The 21,971-nt window shown below is 64.7% G+C and carries 23 protein-coding genes; 11 read left to right on the top strand and 12 right to left on the bottom strand.

All coding sequences use genetic code 11. The features are described from left to right. Window positions 1-7: 7 nt before the first annotated feature. The 7 genes from G566_RS0108845 (at window position 8) to G566_RS0108815 (ending at window position 6,093) form a co-directional block, all read left to right on the top strand. Window positions 8-1,174: a deoxyguanosinetriphosphate triphosphohydrolase gene (locus G566_RS0108845; protein ID WP_022680314.1), complete on the top strand. Its 1,167-nt coding sequence runs from the start codon at window positions 8-10 to the stop codon at window positions 1,172-1,174. Then, window positions 1,171-2,304: an EstA family serine hydrolase gene (locus G566_RS0108840; RefSeq protein ID WP_022680313.1), complete on the top strand. Its 1,134-nt coding sequence runs from the start codon at window positions 1,171-1,173 to the stop codon at window positions 2,302-2,304. Before G566_RS0108845 ends, G566_RS0108840 begins: the two co-directional genes overlap by 4 nt. Beyond that, window positions 2,301-3,710, top strand: a complete 1,410-nt coding sequence (locus tag G566_RS0108835) for a serine hydrolase domain-containing protein (RefSeq protein ID WP_022680312.1) — start codon at window positions 2,301-2,303, stop codon at window positions 3,708-3,710. Before G566_RS0108840 ends, G566_RS0108835 begins: the two co-directional genes overlap by 4 nt. A gap of 295 nt (window positions 3,711-4,005) precedes the next feature. Then, window positions 4,006-4,269: an HK97 family phage prohead protease gene (locus G566_RS13985; protein WP_022680311.1), complete on the top strand. Its 264-nt coding sequence runs from the start codon at window positions 4,006-4,008 to the stop codon at window positions 4,267-4,269. Continuing rightward, window positions 4,266-4,475 (top strand): phage major capsid protein, encoded by a 210-nt coding sequence (locus tag G566_RS15095; protein WP_084706825.1) that lies wholly within the window; start codon window positions 4,266-4,268, stop codon window positions 4,473-4,475. The genes G566_RS13985 and G566_RS15095 overlap by 4 nt, the downstream gene beginning before the upstream one ends. A gap of 53 nt (window positions 4,476-4,528) precedes the next feature. Beyond that, complete coding sequence (locus G566_RS0108820; protein ID WP_243442431.1) at window positions 4,529-4,744, top strand: hypothetical protein; 216 nt, start codon at window positions 4,529-4,531, stop codon at window positions 4,742-4,744. Between the two features lie 149 nt (window positions 4,745-4,893). Continuing rightward, window positions 4,894-6,093, top strand: coding sequence for an OmpA family protein (locus G566_RS0108815; protein WP_022680308.1), 1,200 nt, complete (start codon window positions 4,894-4,896; stop codon window positions 6,091-6,093). 145 nt (window positions 6,094-6,238) lie between these two features. On the opposite strand, the gene G566_RS14810 is transcribed toward G566_RS0108815, so the two are convergent. From G566_RS14810 to G566_RS0108775, 8 genes are all read right to left on the bottom strand, one after another. Continuing rightward, complete coding sequence (locus G566_RS14810; RefSeq protein ID WP_022680307.1) at window positions 6,239-6,901, bottom strand: hypothetical protein; 663 nt, start codon at window positions 6,899-6,901, stop codon at window positions 6,239-6,241. A gap of 78 nt (window positions 6,902-6,979) precedes the next feature. Continuing rightward, complete coding sequence (locus G566_RS0108805; protein ID WP_029131460.1) at window positions 6,980-7,279, bottom strand: SCP2 sterol-binding domain-containing protein; 300 nt, start codon at window positions 7,277-7,279, stop codon at window positions 6,980-6,982. An 82-nt stretch (window positions 7,280-7,361) separates the two neighbouring features. Then, complete coding sequence (locus G566_RS0108800) at window positions 7,362-7,616, bottom strand: hypothetical protein (RefSeq protein ID WP_022680305.1); 255 nt, start codon at window positions 7,614-7,616, stop codon at window positions 7,362-7,364. A gap of 131 nt (window positions 7,617-7,747) precedes the next feature. Beyond that, a complete protein-coding gene (lipB, locus tag G566_RS0108795) occupies window positions 7,748-8,383 on the bottom strand; it encodes a lipoyl(octanoyl) transferase LipB (protein WP_169522817.1) in 636 nt (211 codons plus the stop codon). Between the two features lie 2 nt (window positions 8,384-8,385). Beyond that, entirely contained in the window at window positions 8,386-9,528 is a 1,143-nt protein-coding gene (locus G566_RS0108790) for an epoxide hydrolase family protein (protein WP_022680303.1), read from the bottom strand. Then, complete coding sequence (locus tag G566_RS0108785; protein WP_022680302.1) at window positions 9,525-11,162, bottom strand: GMC family oxidoreductase; 1,638 nt, start codon at window positions 11,160-11,162, stop codon at window positions 9,525-9,527. The genes G566_RS0108790 and G566_RS0108785 overlap by 4 nt, the downstream gene beginning before the upstream one ends. 77 nt (window positions 11,163-11,239) lie before the next feature. After that, window positions 11,240-12,358 (bottom strand): pyridoxal phosphate-dependent aminotransferase, encoded by a 1,119-nt coding sequence (locus G566_RS0108780; RefSeq protein WP_022680301.1) that lies wholly within the window; start codon window positions 12,356-12,358, stop codon window positions 11,240-11,242. A gap of 11 nt (window positions 12,359-12,369) precedes the next feature. Then, complete coding sequence (locus G566_RS0108775; protein WP_022680300.1) at window positions 12,370-13,590, bottom strand: NAD(P)/FAD-dependent oxidoreductase; 1,221 nt, start codon at window positions 13,588-13,590, stop codon at window positions 12,370-12,372. Window positions 13,591-13,698: 108 nt separating this feature from the next. On the opposite strand from G566_RS0108775, the gene G566_RS0108770 reads away from it, so the two are divergent. From G566_RS0108770 to nadC, 3 genes are read left to right on the top strand one after another with little or no spacing between them, the layout of a single operon-like run. Then, window positions 13,699-14,577: an MBL fold metallo-hydrolase gene (locus G566_RS0108770; protein ID WP_022680299.1), complete on the top strand. Its 879-nt coding sequence runs from the start codon at window positions 13,699-13,701 to the stop codon at window positions 14,575-14,577. Then, window positions 14,577-15,569 carry a quinolinate synthase NadA gene (gene nadA, locus G566_RS0108765; RefSeq protein ID WP_022680298.1) on the top strand — a complete coding sequence of 331 codons (993 nt, stop codon included), beginning with the start codon at window positions 14,577-14,579 and terminating at the stop codon, window positions 15,567-15,569. The genes G566_RS0108770 and nadA overlap by 1 nt, the downstream gene beginning before the upstream one ends. After that, window positions 15,538-16,392: a carboxylating nicotinate-nucleotide diphosphorylase gene (gene nadC, locus G566_RS0108760; protein ID WP_040605520.1), complete on the top strand. Its 855-nt coding sequence runs from the start codon at window positions 15,538-15,540 to the stop codon at window positions 16,390-16,392. Before nadA ends, nadC begins: the two co-directional genes overlap by 32 nt. Here nadC and G566_RS0108755 read toward each other — a convergent pair whose 3' ends face one another. From G566_RS0108755 to G566_RS0108740, 4 genes are all read right to left on the bottom strand, one after another. Then, window positions 16,393-16,734: a DUF4112 domain-containing protein gene (locus G566_RS0108755; RefSeq protein WP_022680296.1), complete on the bottom strand. Its 342-nt coding sequence runs from the start codon at window positions 16,732-16,734 to the stop codon at window positions 16,393-16,395. Between the two features lie 116 nt (window positions 16,735-16,850). Continuing rightward, the gene (locus G566_RS0108750) at window positions 16,851-17,243 is read right to left on the bottom strand and encodes a hypothetical protein (RefSeq protein ID WP_022680295.1); all 393 of its coding nucleotides are present in this window, start codon (window positions 17,241-17,243) and stop codon (window positions 16,851-16,853) included. 73 nt (window positions 17,244-17,316) lie between these two features. Beyond that, window positions 17,317-19,470, bottom strand: coding sequence for a phosphoribosylformylglycinamidine synthase subunit PurL (purL, locus tag G566_RS0108745; RefSeq protein WP_029131456.1), 2,154 nt, complete (start codon window positions 19,468-19,470; stop codon window positions 17,317-17,319). Between the two features lie 31 nt (window positions 19,471-19,501). After that, entirely contained in the window at window positions 19,502-20,395 is an 894-nt protein-coding gene (locus G566_RS0108740; protein WP_022680293.1) for a TSUP family transporter, read from the bottom strand. A gap of 212 nt (window positions 20,396-20,607) precedes the next feature. On the opposite strand from G566_RS0108740, the gene G566_RS0108735 reads away from it, so the two are divergent. After that, on the top strand, window positions 20,608-21,939 hold the full coding sequence (locus tag G566_RS0108735) for an NAD(P)/FAD-dependent oxidoreductase (protein WP_022680292.1): 1,332 nt from the start codon (window positions 20,608-20,610) through the stop codon (window positions 21,937-21,939). Window positions 21,940-21,971 lie beyond the last annotated feature (32 nt).

Genomic DNA, 21,971 nt, shown 5'->3' with positions numbered 1-21,971 from the left:
TGAGGCTTTGACCCTCGCCCCCTTCGCCACGCACTGGCAGGCGTCACGCGGGCGGCTGCACTCGGAGGCGGCTTCGGCAACGCGCAGCCCGTTTGCGCGCGATCGCGACCGGATCATCCACGCCGGCGCGTTTCGGCGGCTGCGCTACAAGACGCAGGTATTTGTAGCCCCCGACGGCGATCATTTCCGCGTGCGCCTGACCCACAGCCTGGAAGTGGCGCAGATCGCCCGCAGCCTGGCCCGCGCGCTCAATGTGGACGAGGACCTGACCGAGGCGTTGGCACTGGCGCATGATCTGGGCCACCCGCCGTTCGGGCATAGCGGTGAGGATGCGCTGGAACTGGTGATGGCGCCGTGGGGTGGCTTTGATCACAACGGCCACGCCCTGCGCATCGTGACGAAACTGGAATGCCGGCACCCCGGGTTCGACGGGCTGAACCTGACGTGGGAAACGCTGGAAGGCCTGGCCAAGCACAATGGGCCGATTTATGAACCGGGCTGGGCGCTGGCCGGCGTCGATGCCGCTTGGCCTTTGGACCTGACCAGCCATGCCGGGCTGGAAGCGCAGATTGCGGCAATTGCCGACGATATTGCCTACGACAATCACGATCTGGATGATGGCATCCGCGCCGGCCTGTTTGGGATCGAGGATGTGGTAACCGCCGTGCCATTCGTCGCCGATTGCTGGGAGGCGGTGACGCGGCGTTGGCCCGGCATTTCGGCGCGGCGGCGGCTGGTGCCCGAGCTTGTGCGCGAACAGATCGGACGGATGGTGGAAGACCTGCTCGCCACCACGCGCGCCAGGCTGGCGGCAATCGATCCGCGAAGCGTCGAGGATGTTCGCGGCGCTGGCCATACGATTGCCGGCCTTTCGGACGGGCTTTCTGCCGAGGTTCGGGCGCTAAAGGCCTTCCTGCGTGAGCGCATGTATCGTGCGCCGGCGGTAGCGCGGCTGCGTGACCCATCGGAAGCAGTGGTTGAGGGGCTGTTTGCCGCGCTCCACGCCGATCCGGCGCGACTGCCTGGTGATTGGGCGAGCACCTGCCCGGCCGACGAACCGGCGCGTGCCCGGCATGTTGGTGATTTCGTGGCTGGCATGACGGATCGTTATGCGCTGAAACTATATCGTGAACTGGTGGGGCCATCGCCCCTGCCCGAGGAGATGGTGACATGAGTGACGTGCAGGGTTTTGTGCATCCGAAATTCGAAGCCGTGCGCGGCGCCTTTGCCGCGGCCTTCGCGCGCGGTGATGATCTCGGGGCCAGTTTCGCCGCCACGATTGATGGCGAGCCAGTGATCGATCTGTGGGGCGGCTGGGCCGATGCCGAACAGACGCGGCCCTGGGAGAAGGACACGATCGTCAACGTCTATTCCACCACCAAGACGATGACGGCGCTCACCGCGCTGTGGTTGGCGGACCAGGGCGCGCTGAAGTTTGAAGAGAAGGTCGCGCATTACTGGCCGGAGTTTGCCGCGGCCGGTAAGCAGGACGTGACCGTGGCGCAGTTGATGAGCCATGCCGCCGGCCTTTCCGGCTTTCACGATCCGATGCAGCCGGCTGATTTGTACGACTGGGATCTGGTCACCAGCCGCCTGGCCGCGCAGGCGCCGTTCTGGGAACCGGGCACCGCGCCGGGCTATCACGCGGTGACGCAAGGCTATCTGGTCGGTGAAGTTGTGCGGCGCATCACCGGCAAGTCGCTGGGCACGGTGTTTGCGGAGCAGTTGGCCGGGCCGCTGGGGGCCGATTTCCATATCGGGCTGGATGCGGCGCACGATGGCCGTGTCGCCGATCTGGTGCCGCCGCCGCAGGGCGCCAGCATCAGCGACGGGCCGCAATCGGCGCTGGCGAAGAATATGGCGACCAACCCGCCGATCAACCCGCTCGATACCCGCACCCGCGCATGGCGCGCGGCGGAAATCCCGGCGGCGGGCGGCCATGGCAATGCCCGCTCGGTCGCGGCGGTGCAGACGCTCATGGCCAATGGCGGTGTGGCCGGCGGCAAGCGGCTGCTGAGCGAGGCCGGCGTGAAGAAGGCGTTGGAACTGCAGATCGAAGGGCACGACCAGGTGCTGAACATGCCGGTGCGTTACGGCATGGGCTATGGCCTGGCTGGGCCGACACGCCCGATGCCCAACCCCAACACCATATTCTGGGGCGGTTACGGCGGCAGCCTGGTGGTGTGCGACATGGATGCGCGGCTGTGCATGAGTTACGTGATGAACAAGATGGCTGGCACCACCGTGGGCGACATGCGCGCCGGCATGCTGATGGCCAGCGTGTGGGGGAGCCTGATGGCATGAAGCGGGCACTGATCGCGGCGGCATTGCTGGCTGCTCCTGCCGCTGCGGCAGAGGACCCTCACCGGCTGGCGCTGGCGGCGGGGTACAAGGCGGCCTTCCTGTGTTCCGGGCGCTGGAATGCAGGACAGGATGTCGCCAGCATCACCCGCGATGATCTGACCGGTATCTACCGCGAGTATCAGGACAGCGTGACCACATTGCCCGCCGCGATCAACGAAGCAACGCGAACCGTATCGGTTAAATTTGCTGATGATATGCCGCCTCGCATCGCCGTGTGGCGGCCTTTGTTGGGCTGCGCGCAGTTGCCGCCGGGCGCCGGGCCGGAGGTCGCATCAGCGCTGCCCAAGCTGGTGCCGGGCCTGACAACACCAGATCTGGCGGCGACCGATGCCATGGCCTGGCCGCTGGGCGATGCCGGCGCGGCGCAGCCGCTGAAGAAGCGCAAGGCCCGCGTCGCGCTGGATGAAGTGGTGGCGACGGCCTTTGCCAGTGATCGCACCACGGCGGTGATCGTGCTGAAGGACGGCAAGATCATCGCCGAACGCTATCGCGCCGATTGGACGATGCACACGCCGCAGCGCACGTGGAGTGTGGCCAAATCGCTGACAGCCACACTTGTCGGCCGGGCGGTGCAGCTTGGGCTGGTGGACGTGAACCGGCCAGCGCCTGTGCCGCAGTGGCGAGCAGAAGGCGATCCGCGCGCCGCCATCAGCTGGAACCAACTGCTGCGCATGAATAGCGGGTTGTGGACGGCCGGGCCGGGCAACCGCACGGACGAAGTTTATGTGGGCGGTGCCTTGGTGGCGCAGACGGCGGTGACGATGCCGCTGGAATATGCACCGGGCACGCATTTCAATTACAGCAATAATGACATCATGTTGGCCGGGCTGGCCCTTTCGCGCACCGTCGCAGCACAGGGCGGCAAGCACGCGGCGCTGGCCTTCCCGTTCACCGAACTGCTGTGGCCGCTGGGGATGACCCGAACCACGCCGGAAACCGACTGGCAGGGCGATTTCGTGCTGTCGAGTCAGGTGTGGATGACGGCGCGCGATCTGGCCCGGCTGGCGCTGCTGTACCAGAACGGCGGCAAGATTGGGGGCCAGCAGCTGCTGCCTACCGATTGGCCGGCATTTGTGGAAGCCGCGACAATGACCCAGCCGCAGGGCCGGCCCGAAGGCTATGGTGCCGGATTCTGGCGGTGGGGTGGGCTGGGCGCGCATGATGCGGTGCCGGCATTGCCTGCGGGAACCTATGCGATGAATGGCAATCGCGGGCAGTATGCGGTGATCGTGCCGGGGAGGAATATCATCGTGATTCGGCGCGGCTTCGATCTGCCGGCCGCGCCATTCGCGATGCCGCGCTTTGCTGCGGAAGTGGTGGCGACGCTGGATAAAATAACCAAATAGGCACTTTATTGATTGACAGGTGTAACGCTTTTGGTTATCAATATGGCATGCCTGCGGAATCGGCCTGAACAGGGCTGAAGTCGCCGCTTTCCAGGAGCCTCTTGCATGCTTGATGCGCTTGTCTCGCCAGCGATGGCTGGTGACGTGTTTGCTGTGGCTGCTTGTGCCCCTCCGGCCCGCAAGCAGCGCGATCGCTCAGCAGAGCGCAGCCGCCACCGGCTGGGCACCCGCGAAGCGCGGCGATTGGTGGGCAGCCGCAAGGATCGCATGGCCTTTCTAGAATTGCTGGCCCGCCATGGCGGCCGGCCGTCTGCGGATTGCTGGCTATGCCAGCGTGTTTGCCGTGCCCGACAAGGGTGGCGACGTGGTGATGCCGGGCGCCTTTGCCGAGGCGACAGCGCCGATCCCCCTGCTGTGGCAGCACAAACCGCATGAACCAATCGGGTTCGTCGATAGCCTGGGGGAAGATGCCCGCGGCCTCCGCATCTCGGCGCGCATCCTGCCGCAAGGGCGCGGGGCCGAGGCCGCGGCGCTGGTGCAGGCCGGCGCGCTTTCCTGACGGCGCCCACCGCTGCCACGGCGGATCTGACGCGTCCGTTCGGCGCGCTGCAGTTCATCACGTTGGGCGCGGCGGGCAATTTCGCTGAGACCAACCCGCAGGATCGCCTGATCGACATGGTGCACGCGCTGGTCAGCCCCTATCGTCAGGGTGCGGTGTGGGTGATGAACAGCGCCACGCTGGCGCGCATCCGGCCGGAACGCTGATGCACTGGCAAGATTCGGGCTGGTTGGCCGCAAGTCCCCGCGATGGACAGGTCGTGCTGGTCGATGATGAAGACCTGATGCTTGTCCGCAAGGGCGACTGGCAGGCCAAGTGGCCCACTCTGGGTTTTTCGATCAATGGCCGCACCCTATTGGCCGCCTATCCAGCCATGATTACCCTGCCCAGCGGTGGTGGCATAGTGGACAGCGAAGCCCGCGCAACATTGGCTACACTGCTGACGGCATTGCAGCAGCAGGGCATAATTTCCTAAAAACAGGGAGGGCTGTCGCCATTTTCCCCTTTGAACTGTTGCATCGGGGCAACAATCTTAACCAATCCAGACTTGCATCCCCGCAAGTGCCTGCGATAAAGACTTTCGAGAGGCCAGAATAGGACTGGCTCTTCACAAAGGGGAAGACGATGCGCAAGTTTGCGATCGGCCTCGCCCTCGCGGCCACCGCGCTCTCGAGCGCGGCCACTGCGAAGGACAAGGCTTGGTATATTGGTCTGGAAGCGGGTGTTAACCTGCTGCAAAAGCAGAGCCTGGACATCTCCACAGCCAATGGTGCGACCACGGTCGAAAACTCGATCACGCACACCTATTTCCCCGGTTTCGATGTCGGCGGGAATGTTGGTTATGATTTTGGCGGTTTCCGCGCCGAATTCGCGCTGAACTATCTGCGCTCCAAGAATCGTGAATCGAACCTGTTGAACCCGCCGCCGGCGATCCCGCACACAACGGCGGCTGGCGTCAATACGGTCGGCATTCCGCTGACGCAGCAGTATCCGAACGCCGGCGGCACCGCCAGCGCCTTGGCTTTCATGCTGAACGGCCTCATCGATTTCGGCGGCAAGGACAAGGACTTCGGTGGCTATATCGGCGCTGGTGCCGGTATCGCCCGCGTCAAGCAGTTTGCGCGTCTACGCAATCCGGGCCTGGTGTTCCAAGACGATGCTGATACGTCGTTCGCTTGGAACATCCTGGCTGGCGTCTACAAGCCGATCAGCGACCATGTCGATGTCGGCCTGAAGTATCGCTGGATGAACGTGAACAAGGTGGACACGTTCACCGTGAACGGTCTGCCGGTGAACAATGCTTTCCGCAGCCACAGCGTGCTGCTGACTCTGACCTACAACTTCTTCGAGGCTGAAGCGCCGCCTCCGCCGCCCCCGCCCCCGCCGCCTCCGCCGCCTCCGCCCGCCCCCGCCCCCGCCCCGCTGCCGCCTTGCCCGCCGGCTGCTGTGACCCCGGGTCCGTTCTTGGTCTTCTTCGATTGGGACAAGTCGGCCATCACGGCTGAAGCCGCTGCGATCCTTGATCGTGCTGCGGAACAGTTTGCCGCCACTGGTCAGACCAGTGTTGCGCTTGCCGGCCACGCCGACAAGTCGGGCAAGGACGACTACAACGTGAAGCTGTCGCAGCGTCGTGCTGATGCCGTGAAGGCCTATCTGGCCGGCAAGGGCGTCCCCGCCGATGCGATGGGCACCGAAGCGTTCGGCGAAGGCCGTCCGCTGGTTGATACCGCCGATGGTGTGCGTGAACCGCAGAACCGTCGCGTGGAAATCACCTTCAGCGGTGCTCCGGCGCCGGCCCCGACGGGTCCCTGCCAGCCGCAGTAAGCGGCTTACAGGCTGAACGAAATCGGGGGAGCGGCTCAGCCGCTCCCCCTTTTTCTTTGTCTGCCGTCAGTCAGGACCAGATACAGCCAGCCCCAGCACGCAGGCTGCCGCCTTGTTGTTAAGCCACCAACCAGAAGAGTGTCGGTCAGTTCTCGGTGAGGTTAGCCAGATCCGGCCGCACATCGGGCAGCGGCGGCAATGGCGGCACGTTCAATCCGGCAGCCGGCGGCACATAGGCCAGTGCGGCGCGAAGTTCCGGTACCATGGCCTCTGCAATCCGGCCCATTGCGCCGACATCGCCGACACGCACTGCCTGGCCCGCCTGACCGGCAGCCCAGCAAAAATTATACTGCGCATCCAGGGTTGAAAAACTGTTGTAGCTGCGGGTGTTGTAGCGATCAAAGGCCGCTGCGCCGCCGCGCTTCATTGTCCGCGTATAATGGCTCAGCATCGTCATCTGGGCTGATGTCAGCTCGCCGCCGTGCTTCTTCAGCATCTGATTATAATTGTCCACCGAGCGCAGGAACGGTGAATACTGGCACTGCAGGGCAGCGACGTTCAATGCCGCGCGCAATGTCCACACCGCATGGGCGCGTGTTTCAGCCGGGATCGCCCGGATCAGAACCACCGACTTGGGCACCATGATGCCGGCTGTTGTTGGCAGCTTTGGCGCCGGCGGCTTGGCCGGCATTCGGCTAGCGGCTTTGACCGGGCCCTTGCGAACCGGACGCTTGCTCTTGCGCGGCGCAGCGTCGGCAGCGCTCGCCACAAGAAAACAACTCAGCGCCAGCCACAAAATTGAACGCATCAATTACCCATTCAAGAAAAGGAGCCTCAGGCCACCGGGCCGGGCGATGCCCACGCCCGGCGAACCATCACGCCCGGTTCAGCCCAGGATGCTGCCCAGCGAAAGGGCGACCGACATGTCGCCTTCGATCTTGAGCTTGCCCATCATGAAAGCCATCTGGGCGTTCTGCTTGCCCGTGGCAATATCCATGAAATCAGCCATCGAAACCTTGATGCTGCAGGCAGTCGGGCCGTCTTCATTGCTGACGACGACGGGCGAAACGGTATCATCAATGCGCACCAGGCCATCGGCGCCGAAATCGAATTTCACGGACTTCTTGAACTGGCCACCGGCGCCCAGGCGCTCGGTCATCTGTTCCGTAATTTGTGTAAGGCTCATGGTCATTCCTTCCCCAAACAAGAAAAAAGGGCCGCCCCAAACGGGACGGCCCTTCCTAAAGCAATTCGACGAAAAGTCGAAATTACTTGGCAGCCGGAGCTTCAGCGGCCGGAGCGGCTTCAGCGGCCGGAGCGGCGGCGTCAGCGGCCGGAGCAGCGGCGTCAGCAGCCGGAGCCATGGCATCAGCAGCCGGAGCGGCTTCCGGAGCCGGAGCGGCTTCAGTGGCCGGAGCTTCAGCGGCCGGGGCTTCTTCAGCCTTCTTTTCGCCGCAAGCGACGACGAGAAGAGCGGCGCCAGCGATGATCGAGGCAGTCTTCAGCTTTTCAACGATGGTCATTTCTAATCTCCTTGGACGGTAACGCCTGAACCCAGGACGAGTTGGGTCGGCTCGGCCTTAATCCCCCAACTGTGGTAGACATTAGCGAGACGCGTGAAATCGCGCAAGCGGGTCATTGCATGTCACCGACATCATGCGACGAGACGTGCAAGCATGGCGGGCAGATGGCGAGCGAGGGCCTCATCTGCGTCTGCAAGCGTTGCCCCGTGCCCCAAAGCCGCTAGGCTGGTGACTGGTTCCGACAGGCCGCAGGGGATGATCCCGTTGAAATCATTGAGATTGGGCGTAACGTTAAGCGAAAGTCCATGAAAACTGACCCACCGTTGCACCCGCACTCCGATGGCAGCGATCTTTGCCGGCCCGGCCGCCGTGTCCACCCAGACGCCGACTTTACCCGGGATAATTCGCCCATTGGTCCCAAAATCGGCCAGCGTGTCGATCAGCCAGCCTTCCAAAGCGGCCACAAAACGCCGGACATCACGGCCCCGCGCTGCCAGGTCCAGCATCACATAGGCTACGCGCTGCCCCGGTCCATGATAGGTATAGCGTCCGCCGCGTCCGGCGTTGAAGACGGGAAATCGTTCTGGATCAATGAGTTCTATCGGATCGGCGCTGGTGCCGGCGGTATAGAGTGGGGGGTGTTCGACCAGCCAGATGCGTTCCGATTCGCTGCCCGCCCTGATGCCGGCCGCGATTCCCTGCATCCTGGTCAATGCGGCCGGATAGGCGGTGAGGCCAGGCGTTACCTCCCAGACCGGATCGGCCATGCTCACAGGCTGGCGACGAAGGCCCTGAAATCGGCCAGGAAAAGTTCTGGCTCTTCAAGGCTGGCGAAATGGCCGCCGCGCGGCATGGTCGTCCAATGTGCGACATTATAGCCGCGTTCCACCATCGATCGCGGCGGGAAGGCGAGCAGGTCGCGCGGGAAGGCAGCCACGCCCACCGGCACTTCAACGCGCCGATCTGCTGGCATGGCAAAACCACCCTCCAGGAACAGACCGCGGTAGATCCAGGTCGCGGTGAGGAAACTGCGCGTGCTGAGATAGATCATGATGTTGGTAAGCATCTGATCCATGGTGAACGGCGGATCGGTATAATCGCCCGCCACATCCGACCAGCCGACGAACTTTTCGGCGAACCAGGCGGCCACCCCCATCGGCGAATCCATCATGGCAAAGCCCAGGCTTTGCGGCTTGGTGCCCTGCAACTGCAGATAGGCGGTTTCGGTTTCGCGCATGGCGACCGCCTTCTGCATCCAGGCCATCTCGTCCGGTGACGTCGGCGTCATGTCGGCACTGCGCAGTCCATAGCCATTGAGGTGGATGGCTTCGACCCGGCTTGAATCGAGTCCCATCCAGCCGCCGATCACGCAGCCCCAATCCCCACCCTGATAGATATAGCGATCATAACCCAGCGCGCCCATCAGCGTATCGTAACGGAGGGCCACCTCGCGCGGGCCGATCGGTGCCGATGGCCGGTCTGACCACGCATAGCCGGGCAGGGATGGCGCCACGACATGGAAGGCCGGTGCGGCCGGATCTTCCGGTTCAGCCAATCGCTCCATGATCGCATCGAATTCCAGGATCGATCCCGGCCAGCCATGCGCAATCAGCAGCGGCCGCGCATCGGGCCTGCTGGAGCGCAGGTGCACACAGTGGAGATGGAAGGGCTGCCCGCCGTCTTCCCCCACCTGCACCCGCACATGCGGCAACCGATTGAGATGCGCCACCGCGCCGGCCCAATCGTAACCGTGCAGCCAGTGCGCCTGCAGCCGTTGCATGTAATCTCGGTTGGCGCCGTGCCGCCAGCCGGCGTTCGGCGGTTCTTCAAACCAGCGATAGGCCGCGACACGATCACGAATCCAGGCGACCTCGGCCTCGTTCACCGGGATGGTGAAGGGCGTGCTGCTCATGCCGCCAGCCCCAGCTTGCGCTCCAGCTTGGTGCGCGCGGCGATGATGTCGGCAGCCTTTTCGGCGATCATGATGGTGGGTGCGTTGGTGTTGCCCGAGACCAGGAACGGCATCACGCTGGCATCGATCACGCGCAGCCCTTCGACGCCGTTCACCCGCAACTGGCCATCGACCACGGCGCGTTCATCCACGCCCATCCGGCAGCTGCCGACCGGGTGGTAGATGGTTTCGGCCCAGCCACGCATTCTTTCCAGCAGCTGGCTGCGATCCGTCACCTCCGGACCCGGCCAGGCTTCGCCATCGTTGTAGGGCGCAAAGCCGGGCTGGCGGCCGATTTCTCGGGCCATTTCCACACCGCGCACCAGCGTTTCGACATCTTCCGGCGCTGAAAGATAATTGGGGTCGATTGCCGGCGCGGCCAGCGGATCGGCGGACTTCAGCCGGATCGTGCCGCGGCTTTCCGGGCGCAACTGGCACACGTGCAACTGATAGCCGTGGCGCCCATCCATGGTGCCGCGGCCGTGCGGATTGCCGCGCACCGGCATGAAGTGCATCTGGATATCGGGCGCGGCCAGGCCTTCGCGGGTGGAGAGGAACGCCCCCATCGGCGTTGGCATGTGGGCGCCATTGCCGGTGCGGGTGAACACCCATTTGCCCAGCGCTTTCATCTTGTTGATGAATTTTGAATTGTTGTTGAGCGTCACCGGCTGGCTGCAATGCCATTGCACGATCACATCCAGGTGATCCTGCAGATTACCGCCGACATCCGGGCTGTCGGCCACCACCTCCACACCAAACTGCTTCAGATGCGCAGCCGGGCCAATGCCGGACAGCATGAGCAACTGCGGGCTGTTCACAGCGCCGCCGCACAGGATGATTTCCCGGCCCATCGCGGATAGCAGCGACGTGCCTTGCGTATATTCAACGCCAACCGCGCGCTTGCCTTCCAGCAGCACGCGCCGAGCCTGCACGCCGGTGATGATCTGCAAATTGGGCCGCTTGCGCACGTCGGCGGTGAGATAAGCCTTGGCGGCGGAGAAGCGCTCCCCATCCTTGATGGTCGCGTCATATTGGCCAACGCCTTCGAATTGCGGCCCGTTGAAATCGTCGGTCAGCTTGTAGCCGGCCTGCACGGCCGATTCGGCAAAGGCTGCGTTGAGCGGATTGGGCAGGGCGCCCTTGCGGCTGGTGTGCAGCGGGCCGCCGCTCCCGTGAAATTCGTCGCTGCCGCGTTCCGAATCCTCGGCCTTGCGGAAATAGGGCAGTACATCGGCCCAGCCCCACCCGGTGAGGCCCAATTGGCTCCAGCGGTCATAATCGCTGGCGTGGCCGCGGATATACACCATGCCGTTGATCGACGATGATCCGCCCAGTGCCCGCCCGCGCGGCCAATAGAGCGGGCGGCCGCCCAGATGCGCCTGCGGCTCGGTCCAGAAACCCCAATCATAGGGGCTGGGCTTTTCCGGCGGGATGATCTGGGCAATGCCGGCCGGCATCTGGATCAGCATGTTGTTGTCGTTGCCGCCGGCTTCCAGCAGTGCCACGCGCGTGCCGGGATCTGCAGACAGGCGGTTGGCCAGAGCGCATCCGGCAGAACCCGCGCCGACGATGATGAAATCAAATGCCTCGGTCACGCACTATCCCCTGTAAGATTTAGACCAAGCTACTCGCCTTGCCGGCAGCGCGCAAACCGCCAGCTTGGGGAGGGGGATCAGGCCTTGACCAGTTCCGGCAGTGCAGCGGCATAGCGCTCCACATCGGCCATGCGCCCGGTCGACACGCGCGACCATTCGGGCCAGCCCGGCCCCCAGGCGCCGCGCACCAATATGCCGCGCTGGGCCATGGCGGCCGCAAAGCGATTGGCATCGGCCACTTTCACGAACAGGAAATTGGTCTGGCTGGGCAGGGCCACGGTCCCGGCCTTGGCCACGGCGGCCTGCAGCACGCGACGCGCCGCCGTGATGGCGCTGCGGCTCTGCTGCTGGAAAGCATCGTCATCCCAGGCCGCGATGGCGGCAGCCAGGCCCGGCGCATTCAGGCTGATGGTGACGCGATGGCGCTTCAGCTCGGCGGCATTGGCGGGCGAAGCGACAGCATAGCCGATGCGCAGCCCGGCCATGCCGAACAATTTCGAGAAAGTACGGGTCACGATGACATTGGCGCCGCCTTGCACCAGCGGCAGCATGGTCGAACCGGCCGGATCGCCGGCCAGTTCCATATAGGCTTCATCCACCAGCAGCGTGACGCGCGGCGGCAGGGCCTTAGCGAACGCCAGCAGATCAGCCGCCTTCAGCATCATGCCGGTCGGATTGTTGGGATTGCACAGATAGACCATCGCCACATCGGGCGCGGCGGCGGCGCGGGCTAGCGCGCCCAGATCGATGCCCAGATCCGGCGCCATGGCGACGCGGCGATAATTGAGCCCCTGCGCCATCGGATAGAGCAACGGCTCATTGAATTGCAGCGCCGGCAGCAGGATGGTGCCGCGCTTGCCCCAGGCCAGCGCCGCGCTGGTGATGACTTCCGAACTGCCGTGGCCGAGCACCACTTGCGATGCCGGCACGCCCATTCGCTTGCCGATCATCGCCGCCAATCGGCCTTCCGCATCATCGGCATAATACCAGCTGCTGCGCGCCAGATCGGCCATGGCCTGGATGGCGGATGCCGGCGGGCCGAGCGGATTTTCATTGTATTTCAGGTGGGCAATGCCCGGTGCCGGGGCAAAGCCGGTGGGATCGGGCAGCATGGGCCGGATTGTGGTGGCGCTGGCCTGTGTGCTCGCTGCAGCCATGCCGGCCAGCCCCAGCCAGCCCCGCCGTGAAACGTCCATTGTTTTTCCCCTCAGGCTGGATGCCAGGTTTTCAGCAGCGTCGCCGTATCGGCCAGTGCCTCCACGGGCACCGCGACGCCCTTTTCCACCAAGGCCTTGCCCTGCACATAGTCGCGCGCGGCGTTCACGCAGTCCAGCGCGATCACCTTGCCGGCCTTCAGGTAGATCAGCGAGAAACTGCGCGTTGCCGGGTCGCCGCGCAGCACGGTCTGATCATGGCCGATGCTCAGGCCCATGGTTTGCAGCCGCAGATCATATTGGTTGGACCAGAACCATGGCACCGCATGATACGGGGCGGGATCGCCGGTAATGACGCGCGCCACCGTGGCGGCCATGTCGGCGGCGTTCTGAACCGATTCCAGCCGGATTTCAGCGCCGCCGGCAAAGCTGTTCGCATGCAACGCGCAATCGCCGATGGCGAACACGTCCGGCAGGCTGGTGCGGCAGTGATCATCCACCCAGACCCCGTTCCCGCCTGTGGCGCCGGCCGCCAGCAACGGCTGCACGGCGGGCACGATGCCGATGCCGACGATCACCACATCGGCCACGATCTGCCGCCCGTCCGTGAGCGTGGCGAGCTTGGCATCGCCGGCTGCGGCTAGACTGGCCAAGCCGGCGCCGGTGACGATTTCCACCCCGTGCGCGCGATGTTCGGCTTCATAAAAGGCCGAAAGTTCCGGCCCGGCCACGCGCGCCAGCACCCGATCCATCGCCTCGATCACCGTCACTGAATGGCCCAGCTTGCGCAGCACGGCGGCCGATTCCAGCCCGATATAACCGCCGCCCACCACCAGCACGCGTGATTCGGGCTTGAGATCTGCCTTCAGGGCATCGACATCGGCGCGGGTGCGGATGGCGTGCAGGCCGGGCAGTTCATGGCCGGGGCAGCTGAGCTTGCGCGGATCGCCGCCCGCCGCCCACACCAATTGGCCATAGGAAATCGCGCCAGCGGTCGTCTCCAAACGGTGCGCCGCCGCATCAACGGCCGTCACGCGGGTGCCGGTCATCACCTCGACATTGCGCTCCGCCCAAAAGGCCGGCGGCCGCAGCAACATGCGCTCGAAGCTCTTCTCGCCCGCCAGATATTCCTTGGACAGCGGTGGGCGCTCGTAAGGCAATTCGGGTTCAGCCGTAATGATAGCCAGGCTGCCGGTGAAGCCGCGCTGCCGCAACTGCGCCGCCTGTGCCGCGCCGCCATGCCCGCCGCCCACGATGACCACGTCGAAATGCATCACGTCCTCCCGTTTCAACGTGGCATGCGGCAACGGCGCGGCCTTGCCAAGCCGGGTTGTTGCTTATCCGCCCTTCACATCGCGCGGCGGCGCTGCCACATGGGAGGCATGGATCTCGCCAGCCACCCCGACAGCGCCGTTTATGGCCTGCTCGTGCCGCGTTCCCCGCTGGTGCGCCGGTTGCTGGCGCGCAATCCGTCGCCGTTCACCTTCACCGGTACCGGCACCTTCGTGGTCGGCCAGCCCGGCGGCACCGTGGCGGTGATTGATCCCGGCCCGGCTGAGCCGGCGCACATCCGCGCCCTGATCGATGCGCTGGTTGGCGAGACGGTTAGCCACATCGTCATCACCCACACCCACATGGACCATTCGCCCGCCGCGCCGGCCCTGAAGGCCGCGACCGGCGCCAGCATTGTGGGCTGCGCGCCGCTGGTGCTGAGCGACGATGGCCCGCGCGCCGATGCCGGGTTCGATGCCACCTACGCGCCCGATCGCGTGCTGGCCGACGGCGAGAGCGTCTCCGGCCCCGGTTGGACACTCACCGCCATCCACACCCCCGGTCACACCAGCAATCACCTCTGCTTCGCGCTGGCGGAGGAAAAGGCGTTGTTCACCGGCGACCATGTCATGGGCTGGAGCACCACCGTGGTCGCGCCGCCCGATGGCGACATGGCCGATTACATGGCCAGTTTGCAGAAACTCCTGACCCGCGACGACGCCATCTATCACCCCACCCACGGCGAGCCGGTCACCGATCCGCAGCGCTTCGTGAAGCATCTGCTTGGCCACCGCCGCCAGCGCGAAACCCAGGTGCTGCGCGCCATCGGCGAAGGGCTGGTGACCATCCCGCAGATGGTAGCGGCGATGTATGCCATGGTGGACAAGCGCCTGCATCCGGCCGCCGGGCGCAGCGTGCTCGCTCATCTCATTGATCTGGAACGGCGTGGGAAAGTGAGCCGTGCCGGCGAAGACTGGAGTGTTGTCTGATGGACGCGCGATTGAACATGCTCGGCGGCGGTGCTGCCATCGATGTGAAGGCGGAAATCAACCGCCTGCGCAAGGAACGCAACGCAGTCATCCTCGCGCATTATTATCAGGCGCCCGAAATCCAGGACATCGCCGATTTCGTTGGTGACAGCCTTGATCTGTCGAAGAAGGCCGCTGCCACCGATGCCGATGTCATCGCCTTCTGCGGCGTGAAGTTCATGGCTGAAGTGGCGAAAATCCTTTCCCCACAGAAGACCGTGATTCTGCCCGATCTGAAGGCTGGCTGCTCGCTGGAAGACAGCTGCCCGCCTGAAGCCTTCGCCAAGTTCCGCCGCGCGCACCCGGATCACATCAGCCTCACCTACATCAACTGTTCGGCGGCGGTGAAGGCAGAGAGCGACATCATCGTCACGTCGTCGTCGGCCGAAAAAATCATCAACCAGCTGCCCGCCGATCAGAAGATATTGTTCGCGCCCGACAAGCACCTGGGTGCCTGGCTCAACCGCAAGACCGGGCGCGACATGCTGTTGTGGGATGGCACCTGCATGGTGCACGAGAAATTCTCGGTCACCGAATTGCTCAAGCTGAAGGCCCAGCATCCGGCAGCGCCCGTGCTGGCCCACCCCGAATGCCCGGCCGCTATCCTGGAATTGGCGCACTATATCGGCGCCACTAGCGGCATATTGAATTACGCGCTGAACTCCCCCGAACCCACCGTGATCGTGGCGACCGAGCCCAACATCATCCACCAGATGCAGAAGGCCGCCCCGCACAAGAATTTCATCGGCGCGCCGGGCGCCGACGGCAACTGCGGCTGCAACATGTGCCCCTACATGGCGCTCAACACGATGGAGAAACTCTATCTCTCCCTGCGTGATCTCACGCCGCAGATCGAAGTGCCGGAAGACGTGCGGGTGAAGGCCAAGCGCAGCCTTGATCGCATGCTGGAAATGGCGGGCAATGTCTCGGCCGTGCCGGTGCGCGGTGATTGACGGGTTCGATACGGCGGCCTTCGTCAGCGCGACGCTGGCCGAGGACATGGGGGCAGGCGGGGACATCACGTCAGCCGCCGTCATCCCGGCTGATGCGCGGCTGACGGCGGTGATGGACAGCCGTGATCCGGTGGTGGTGGCGGGTCTGCCACTGGCCGCTGCCTTTTTCCGCGCGCTCGATCCCGCCTGCACCATCACCATGCTGGCCAGCGATGGCGATGCCGTGCCGGCCGGCGCCGACCTGATGCGCATCGAGGGCAACGCCCGCGCCCTTCTCACCGCCGAACGCTCGGCGCTCAACACCGTGCAGCACCTCACCGGCATCGCCACGATGACGCGGCAATATGTCGATGCCATCGCCGGCACTGGTGCCGTGCTGCTCGATACGCGCAAGACCCTGCCTGGCCTGCGTGCGCTGGAAAAATACGCCACCCGGATGGGCGGCGCCACCAACCACCGCATGCGGCTGGATGACGGCGTAATGATCAAGGACAATCACATCGCCGTTGCTGGCGGGGTGGAGCCAGCGGTGCGGGCGGCCAAGGCCGCCGGGCTGCAGGGCATCGTTGTCGAGGTGGATAGGCTGGACCAGATTCCGCCGGCGCTGGCCGCGGGTGCCGATCGGCTGCTGCTCGACAATATGGGGCCGGACACGCTTCGCGCCGCCGTGGCGCTGATCGCCGGCCGGGTGCCAACCGAAGCTAGTGGCGGTGTCAATCTGCAGACCATTCGCGCCATTGCTGAAACCGGCGTCACCTACATCAGCGTCGGCCGCATCACCCAGAGCGCGCCGGCCGCCGATATCGGTCTGGATTTCGCCTGATCAGCTCTGGTCCAGCAGCCGCTTGACCAGTTTCAGGTTGCGGCTGTTCGACCGGAAAAACAGGTCGAACAGGTCGCCGGCAATCGGCACGCTGCCGATCGCCGTATCCACGCCGACATTGGCCAGCATGCGCAGCAATGTGCCGCGCGACGCGCCGAGATTGCGGGCTTCCCAGATCAGGTAGAGGCCAAGTGCGGCCGTGGCGGCATCGCCCACGCCGGGTGCGAGGCCGATGATGGCGTCCAGCCCGACGCGCCGTCCGATCAGCGGCAGCTTGATCAACCCTTCCAGCAGATGCTCCAGCGCCACGATTCGCGCGCGGGCACGGTCATGCGGGCTCAAACCAGCAAGAGACGAAGGGGCAGAGACGCGATTGGTCAATTCAGCTGATACTCCGGCGGCCGGGAGCCGCGATCATCAGTGAATCTGGCCCCGGCCGCCGGAATTACAAGAGCGGCTCACTTCTTGCCGAACATGCCCATGATGTCGTTGATCGGGTTGCCGTCGCCGTCCCGGTCCAGCATTCCCGCCACCTGGCCCAACATGCCGCCGCCACTCTGGCCGCCCAGGCCGGCCATCACCTCCTCCAGCACGCCGCCCTTGCCGCCGGCACCCTGAACGGCCTGCAGCAACTGCGGCAGCAGCGCGCCCAGTGCGCCGGCATCAAGCCCGGTCTTGCCCGCCACGTCGGCGACAGCGGCGGCATTGTTCATGCCCGGATCGGCGATCTGCGGCAGCAGCTGCCCCAACGCGCCTTCCACCATGGCCGGATCGAGCCCGGCCTTGCCGGCCAGCCCGGCGATATCGATATTCCCGCCAGCCTGCGCCAGCAGATCATCCAGCATGCCCATCTGCGATTCTCCCGTCTTGGCGACCCAAGGAGAACATGACTCGGTTACGCTTTGGCGGCAATCAGCCTCAAAATCAGCCTTTGATCATCGCCGGCAGCGTCGCTTCATGGGTGCGCTTCAGTTCGGCCAGCGTCACTGTTTCGCCGTTCAGCACCAGCGCATCACCGCCCACCGTGCCGATGCGCATGGCGCCGTCGATGACAACGCCGGCTGGTGCGGTGACGAGGTAACGGCCCTGGTCCTCGCCGAACGCCGACGCGGCAGCCAGAGCCCCCTCAACAATTGCGCCCAGCCCGCTGGCCATCGCCATTTCGGCCACCGCCACGGCCAGGCCGCCATCCGAAAGATCGTGCACGGCATTCACCGTCCCCGTCGCGATCAGCGCCGCGACCTTGTCGCCGGCTGCACGCTCTGCGGCCAGATCAACCACCGGCGGTGGACCGTCTTCACGGCCATGGCATTCGCGCAGCCACAGCGACTGGCTGAGGTGCGAACCTGCTCCGCCGATCAGCCAGATCACGTCGCCGGCCGCCTTGAAGGCCAGATCCATCTGCTTGTCGTAATCGGCGAGCAGGCCAACCCCGCCAATCGCCGGCGTCGGCAGAATGGCGTTGCCGCCGCCGGTCGCCTTGCTCTCGTTGTAGAGGCTGACGTTGCCCGACACGACCGGATAGTCCAACGCCCGGCAGGCTTCGGCCATGCCCTCGATGCAGCCGACCAGCTGGCCCATGATCACCGGGTTCTGCGGGCTGGCAAAGTTCAGGCAGTTGGTGATGGCCAGCGGCTTGCCGCCCACCGCCACGATGTTGCGCCAGGTCTCCGCCACGGCCTGTTTGCCGCCCTCAAACGGATCGGCAAAGCAGTAACGCGGCGTGCAATCGGTGGCGATGGCCAGCGCCTTCTTCGTGCCATGCACCCGCACCACGGCGGCATCGCCGCCCGGGCGCTGCAGCGTGTCGGCGCCAACCTGGCAATCATATTGTTCCCAGATCCAGCGGCGTGAACACAGATCGGCACTACCGAGCAATGTCTTCAGATCGGCCACGATATTGGCACTGGCCGGCACATCGGTCAGGGGGCTGCGCTTGGGCGTCGGCACATGCGGCCGGTCATATTTCGGTGCGGCGTCTGCCAGCGGGTCGAGCGGGATGCGGCCCACCACGTCGCCGTGGAAGGTCATGGTCAGATCGCCGCCTTCGACGACTTCGCCGATTACCGCGAAATCCAGTTCCCACTTCTTGAAGATCGCCTGCGCGAAATCCTCGCGGCCCGGTTTCAGCACCATCAGCATCCGCTCCTGGGATTCCGACAGCATCATTTCATAGGGCGTCATGGCCGTTTCGCGGCACGGCACCTTGTCCAGATCAAGCCTTATGCCCACGCCGCCCTTCGACGCCATTTCCACCGATGAACTGGTCAGGCCCGCCGCGCCCATGTCCTGAATGGCCACGATCGCATCCGATGCCATCAGTTCCAGGCAGGCTTCGATCAGCAATTTTTCGGTGAAGGGGTCGCCCACTTGCACGGTCGGGCGCTTTTCCTCGCTGTTCTCGTCGAATTCGGCGCTGGCCATGGTGGCACCGTGGATGCCGTCGCGTCCGGTCTTGGAACCGACATAGACCACCGGATTGCCGACGCCGGCAGCGGCCGAATAAAAAATCTTGTCCGCCTTGGCGATGCCCACGGTCATCGCATTCACGATGATGTTGCCGTTGTAGCTGGGGTGGAAGATCGTCTCCCCGCCCACGGTCGGCACGCCAACGCAATTGCCGTAACCGCCAATGCCGGCAACGACGCCCTTCACCAGATGGCGCATCTTGGGCGCGTTGATGTCGCCAAAGCGCAGCGCGTTCATGTTGGCCACCGGCCGCGCGCCCATGGTGAACACGTCGCGCAAAATGCCTCCAACGCCGGTGGCCGCGCCCTGATAAGGCTCAATGTAACTGGGGTGGTTGTGGCTCTCCATCTTGAAGATGGCGGCGTCCCCATCACCGATGTCGATCACGCCGGCATTCTCGCCCGGGCCGCAGATCACCCACGGCGCCTTTGTGGGCAGCTTGGCGAGATGCATGCGGCTGGATTTGTAGCTGCAATGTTCGGACCACATTACCGAGAAGATGCCGAGTTCGAGCAGGTTCGGCTCCCGCCCCATGGCGGCGAGCACGCGCTCATATTCTTCGGGCGTGAAGCCGTGGGTGGCGACAACTTGGGCGGTGATCTGGCTCATGGCGCGCGCATAGCCTGCGGCGGCAGCTTTGTCATGTCGCAGCGGGAGGCGCTGCTGCATTTTCCGCTTCGGCCCGGCGGCCAATGGCTGCGGATCGCAGCATGACAATGCCGGTATAGCTGATCACCACCGAAACCAGCCATTTCAGCGGCGCCAGTGGCAGTTCTTTCACGATGAACGCCGCGACCAGCACGGCCGGGATGCCGGCCAGCACCATGGCCAGGGGAATCCGCAGATCGATCTTGCCGGCCTTGATGTGATGCGTCGCAATGCCCGCCGCCGCAAAGGAGGCGCTGGCGGCCATGATCGGGAAGCACAGGCGCGGATCAAGCCCCATCAGGCTGAGCATGGCCAGCGTTGGCGCATAATTGCCGATGCCGAAATTGATCAGCACACCAAATCCGAAACTGGCGGCAATGGCCACGATGGTCAGGCCGAGTGGCAGGCTGGTCGCCGTGCCGCCCACCGGCATCAGATCGAGATTGGACAGCAGAAAAAACACCGCCGCGATCAGGAGCGCAAGGCCCACCACGCCCTGCACGACCCAGGCCCGGGCGCGGGCGATCAGCGGCAGGCCGGCCCAACCACCGGCCAGAAATGTGATGATGCTGCCCACCAGCAGCACGGGATCCACCCCCACGCCCAGCAGGCTGAGGAAGATCAACCCCTCCACCATCGTGGGCAGGGTCAGCCCGGTGATCATCGTCTGCGGGATCAGGTGATCGGGCACCAGCTTGCGGAACTTGAACCAGGCCATGGCAGGTGCCATCGATCCGATGCCCAGCGTGTCGAGGAAATTGACCACCGCGCCCAGCAGCAACGCTTCCGTGCGCGGCCACAACCGCTGCGCGATGGCCGCGCGCAGCAGCGCCACGCCATTGAACGCCGCGGCGAGCGCCAGCAGCGCCAGAAGGATGTTGAGCATCGTTTCGTCCCCAGCCGCCCTGTGGTGCAGCGCAACGCCAACAAGGCGGCAACTGCCACTGGCGTCAATAGGGACGGCGCGAATTTGTTACGACGCCATGGCGTGATGCACTTCGCGGCGCGCGGCGCTGCAAATTCACATCTGCGCCATCCGCACCTTCCGCAATCGGCGCACCCCGGCTATGACGCGGTGCAACAGCTTGAAGGGCCGCCATGCCACGCACGCGCGCAGACGGGAAGAAAACGCAGATTGTCGTCGTGGGCGGCGGCGCTGGCGGGCTGGAGCTTGTCACCAAGCTGGGCGCGCATTTTCCGCGCCAGGATTTCGACATCATCCTGGTCGATCGCAACCCCACCCATATCTGGAAGCCGCTGCTGCACGAAGTGGCGGCTGGAAGCCTGGATGCCAATCTGGATGAGGTCGGCTATCGCGGCCACGCCTATCGCTGGGGCTATCGTTATTTCGATGGCGCGCTGGAAGCCATCGACCGCGAGGCGCAGCAGGTGATCATCGCGCCGATCCGCGACGAAGATGGCAGCGAAGTGATCGGCCGCCACCGCATCCGCTATGATTATCTGGTGCTGGCGGTGGGCAGCGTTTCCAATGATTTCGGCATCGCCGGTGTGAAGGATCATTGCCTGGCGCTGGAAAGCCGCATCGATGCTGATCGCTTCCGCCGCAAACTGCTCAACCAGTGCCTGCGCGTGTCGCGCCAGATGGTCGCCGATCCGGCCAGCGATGCCACAGTGAAAGTGGTGATCGTTGGCGGCGGCGCCACCGGCGTGGAACTGGCGGCCGAGCTGTATTCGGCGGCCGATGCGCTGGGCTATTACGGGCTGGAAGTGTTCGATCGCCAGCGCCTGCAGGTAACGCTGCTGGAAGCCGGGCCGCGCATCCTGCCGCTGCTGCCGGAAAAGCTCGCCGCAGCCGCCCATGCCGAACTGGAAAATCTGGGCGTGCATGTGCGGCCCGGCACGCAGGTGGTGGCCGCCACGCCCGAGGCGATCCATGTGAAGGATGGCAACATCATCCCGGCCGATATCCGCGTGTGGGCGGCCGGCGTGAAGGGGGCCGAGTTCCTGAACGGCATCGGCGGGCTGGAAACCACCCGCAACAACCAGCTGCTGGTGAAGGACACGCTGCAGACAACATTGGATGATCGCATCTTCGCCATCGGCGATTGCGCCAGCTACACCCCGCCGGGCGAAACCCGCCCGATCCCGCCGCGCGCCCAGGCCGCGCACCAGATGGCGCAAACGGTGTTCCGCAACATCAACGCGCTGATCGCAGCCAAGCCGCTGCGCCCGTTCGTCTATGAGGACAAGGGCTCATTGGTCAGCCTCGCCCGCTATTCCACCGTGGGCAGCCTGATGGGCAATCTGGTGGGCGGCAAGATGGCCATCGAAGGCCGGCTGGCGCGCTTTGTCTACACCTCGCTCTATCGCATGCACCTGATCGCCATCCACGGTTGGCTAAAGGGCCTGTTCCTGATCCTGATGGGCCATGTGAACCAGGTGGTGCGGCCCAAGCTGAAGCTGCACTGAGTTCATCCCTTATGGATTGATCCAGATCAACG

This window comes from Sandarakinorhabdus limnophila DSM 17366, assembly GCF_000420765.1.
In the GTDB taxonomy this organism is placed as follows: domain Bacteria; phylum Pseudomonadota; class Alphaproteobacteria; order Sphingomonadales; family Sphingomonadaceae; genus Sandarakinorhabdus; species Sandarakinorhabdus limnophila.
The sequence above is the reverse complement of the archived record's forward strand: the minus strand, read 5'-3'. Positions and strand labels throughout refer to the sequence as shown.

Bases quoted from the DNA above. Each gene is read 5' to 3' on its own strand.
- G566_RS0108840 (WP_022680313.1), top strand. From the start codon at position 1,171: ATGAGTGACGTGCAGGGTTTTGTGCATCCGAAATTCGAAGCCGTGCGC.
- G566_RS0108835 (WP_022680312.1), top strand. From the start codon at position 2,301: ATGAAGCGGGCACTGATCGCGGCGGCATTGCTGGCTGCTCCTGCCGCT.
- G566_RS13985 (WP_022680311.1), top strand. From the start codon at position 4,006: ATGGCGGCCGGCCGTCTGCGGATTGCTGGCTATGCCAGCGTGTTTGCC.
- G566_RS0108815 (WP_022680308.1), top strand. From the start codon at position 4,894: ATGCGCAAGTTTGCGATCGGCCTCGCCCTCGCGGCCACCGCGCTCTCG.
- G566_RS14810 (WP_022680307.1), bottom strand. From the start codon at position 6,901: ATGCGTTCAATTTTGTGGCTGGCGCTGAGTTGTTTTCTTGTGGCGAGC.
- G566_RS0108805 (WP_029131460.1), bottom strand. From the start codon at position 7,279: ATGAGCCTTACACAAATTACGGAACAGATGACCGAGCGCCTGGGCGCC.
- G566_RS0108800 (WP_022680305.1), bottom strand. From the start codon at position 7,616: ATGACCATCGTTGAAAAGCTGAAGACTGCCTCGATCATCGCTGGCGCC.
- lipB (WP_169522817.1), bottom strand. From the start codon at position 8,383: ATGGCCGATCCGGTCTGGGAGGTAACGCCTGGCCTCACCGCCTATCCG.
- G566_RS0108790 (WP_022680303.1), bottom strand. From the start codon at position 9,528: ATGAGCAGCACGCCCTTCACCATCCCGGTGAACGAGGCCGAGGTCGCC.
- G566_RS0108780 (WP_022680301.1), bottom strand. From the start codon at position 12,358: ATGGACGTTTCACGGCGGGGCTGGCTGGGGCTGGCCGGCATGGCTGCA.
- G566_RS0108775 (WP_022680300.1), bottom strand. From the start codon at position 13,590: ATGCATTTCGACGTGGTCATCGTGGGCGGCGGGCATGGCGGCGCGGCA.
- G566_RS0108770 (WP_022680299.1), top strand. From the start codon at position 13,699: ATGGATCTCGCCAGCCACCCCGACAGCGCCGTTTATGGCCTGCTCGTG.
- nadA (WP_022680298.1), top strand. From the start codon at position 14,577: ATGGACGCGCGATTGAACATGCTCGGCGGCGGTGCTGCCATCGATGTG.
- nadC (WP_040605520.1), top strand. From the start codon at position 15,538: ATGTCTCGGCCGTGCCGGTGCGCGGTGATTGACGGGTTCGATACGGCG.
- G566_RS0108750 (WP_022680295.1), bottom strand. From the start codon at position 17,243: ATGGGCATGCTGGATGATCTGCTGGCGCAGGCTGGCGGGAATATCGAT.
- purL (WP_029131456.1), bottom strand. From the start codon at position 19,470: ATGAGCCAGATCACCGCCCAAGTTGTCGCCACCCACGGCTTCACGCCC.
- G566_RS0108740 (WP_022680293.1), bottom strand. From the start codon at position 20,395: ATGCTCAACATCCTTCTGGCGCTGCTGGCGCTCGCCGCGGCGTTCAAT.
- G566_RS0108735 (WP_022680292.1), top strand. From the start codon at position 20,608: ATGCCACGCACGCGCGCAGACGGGAAGAAAACGCAGATTGTCGTCGTG.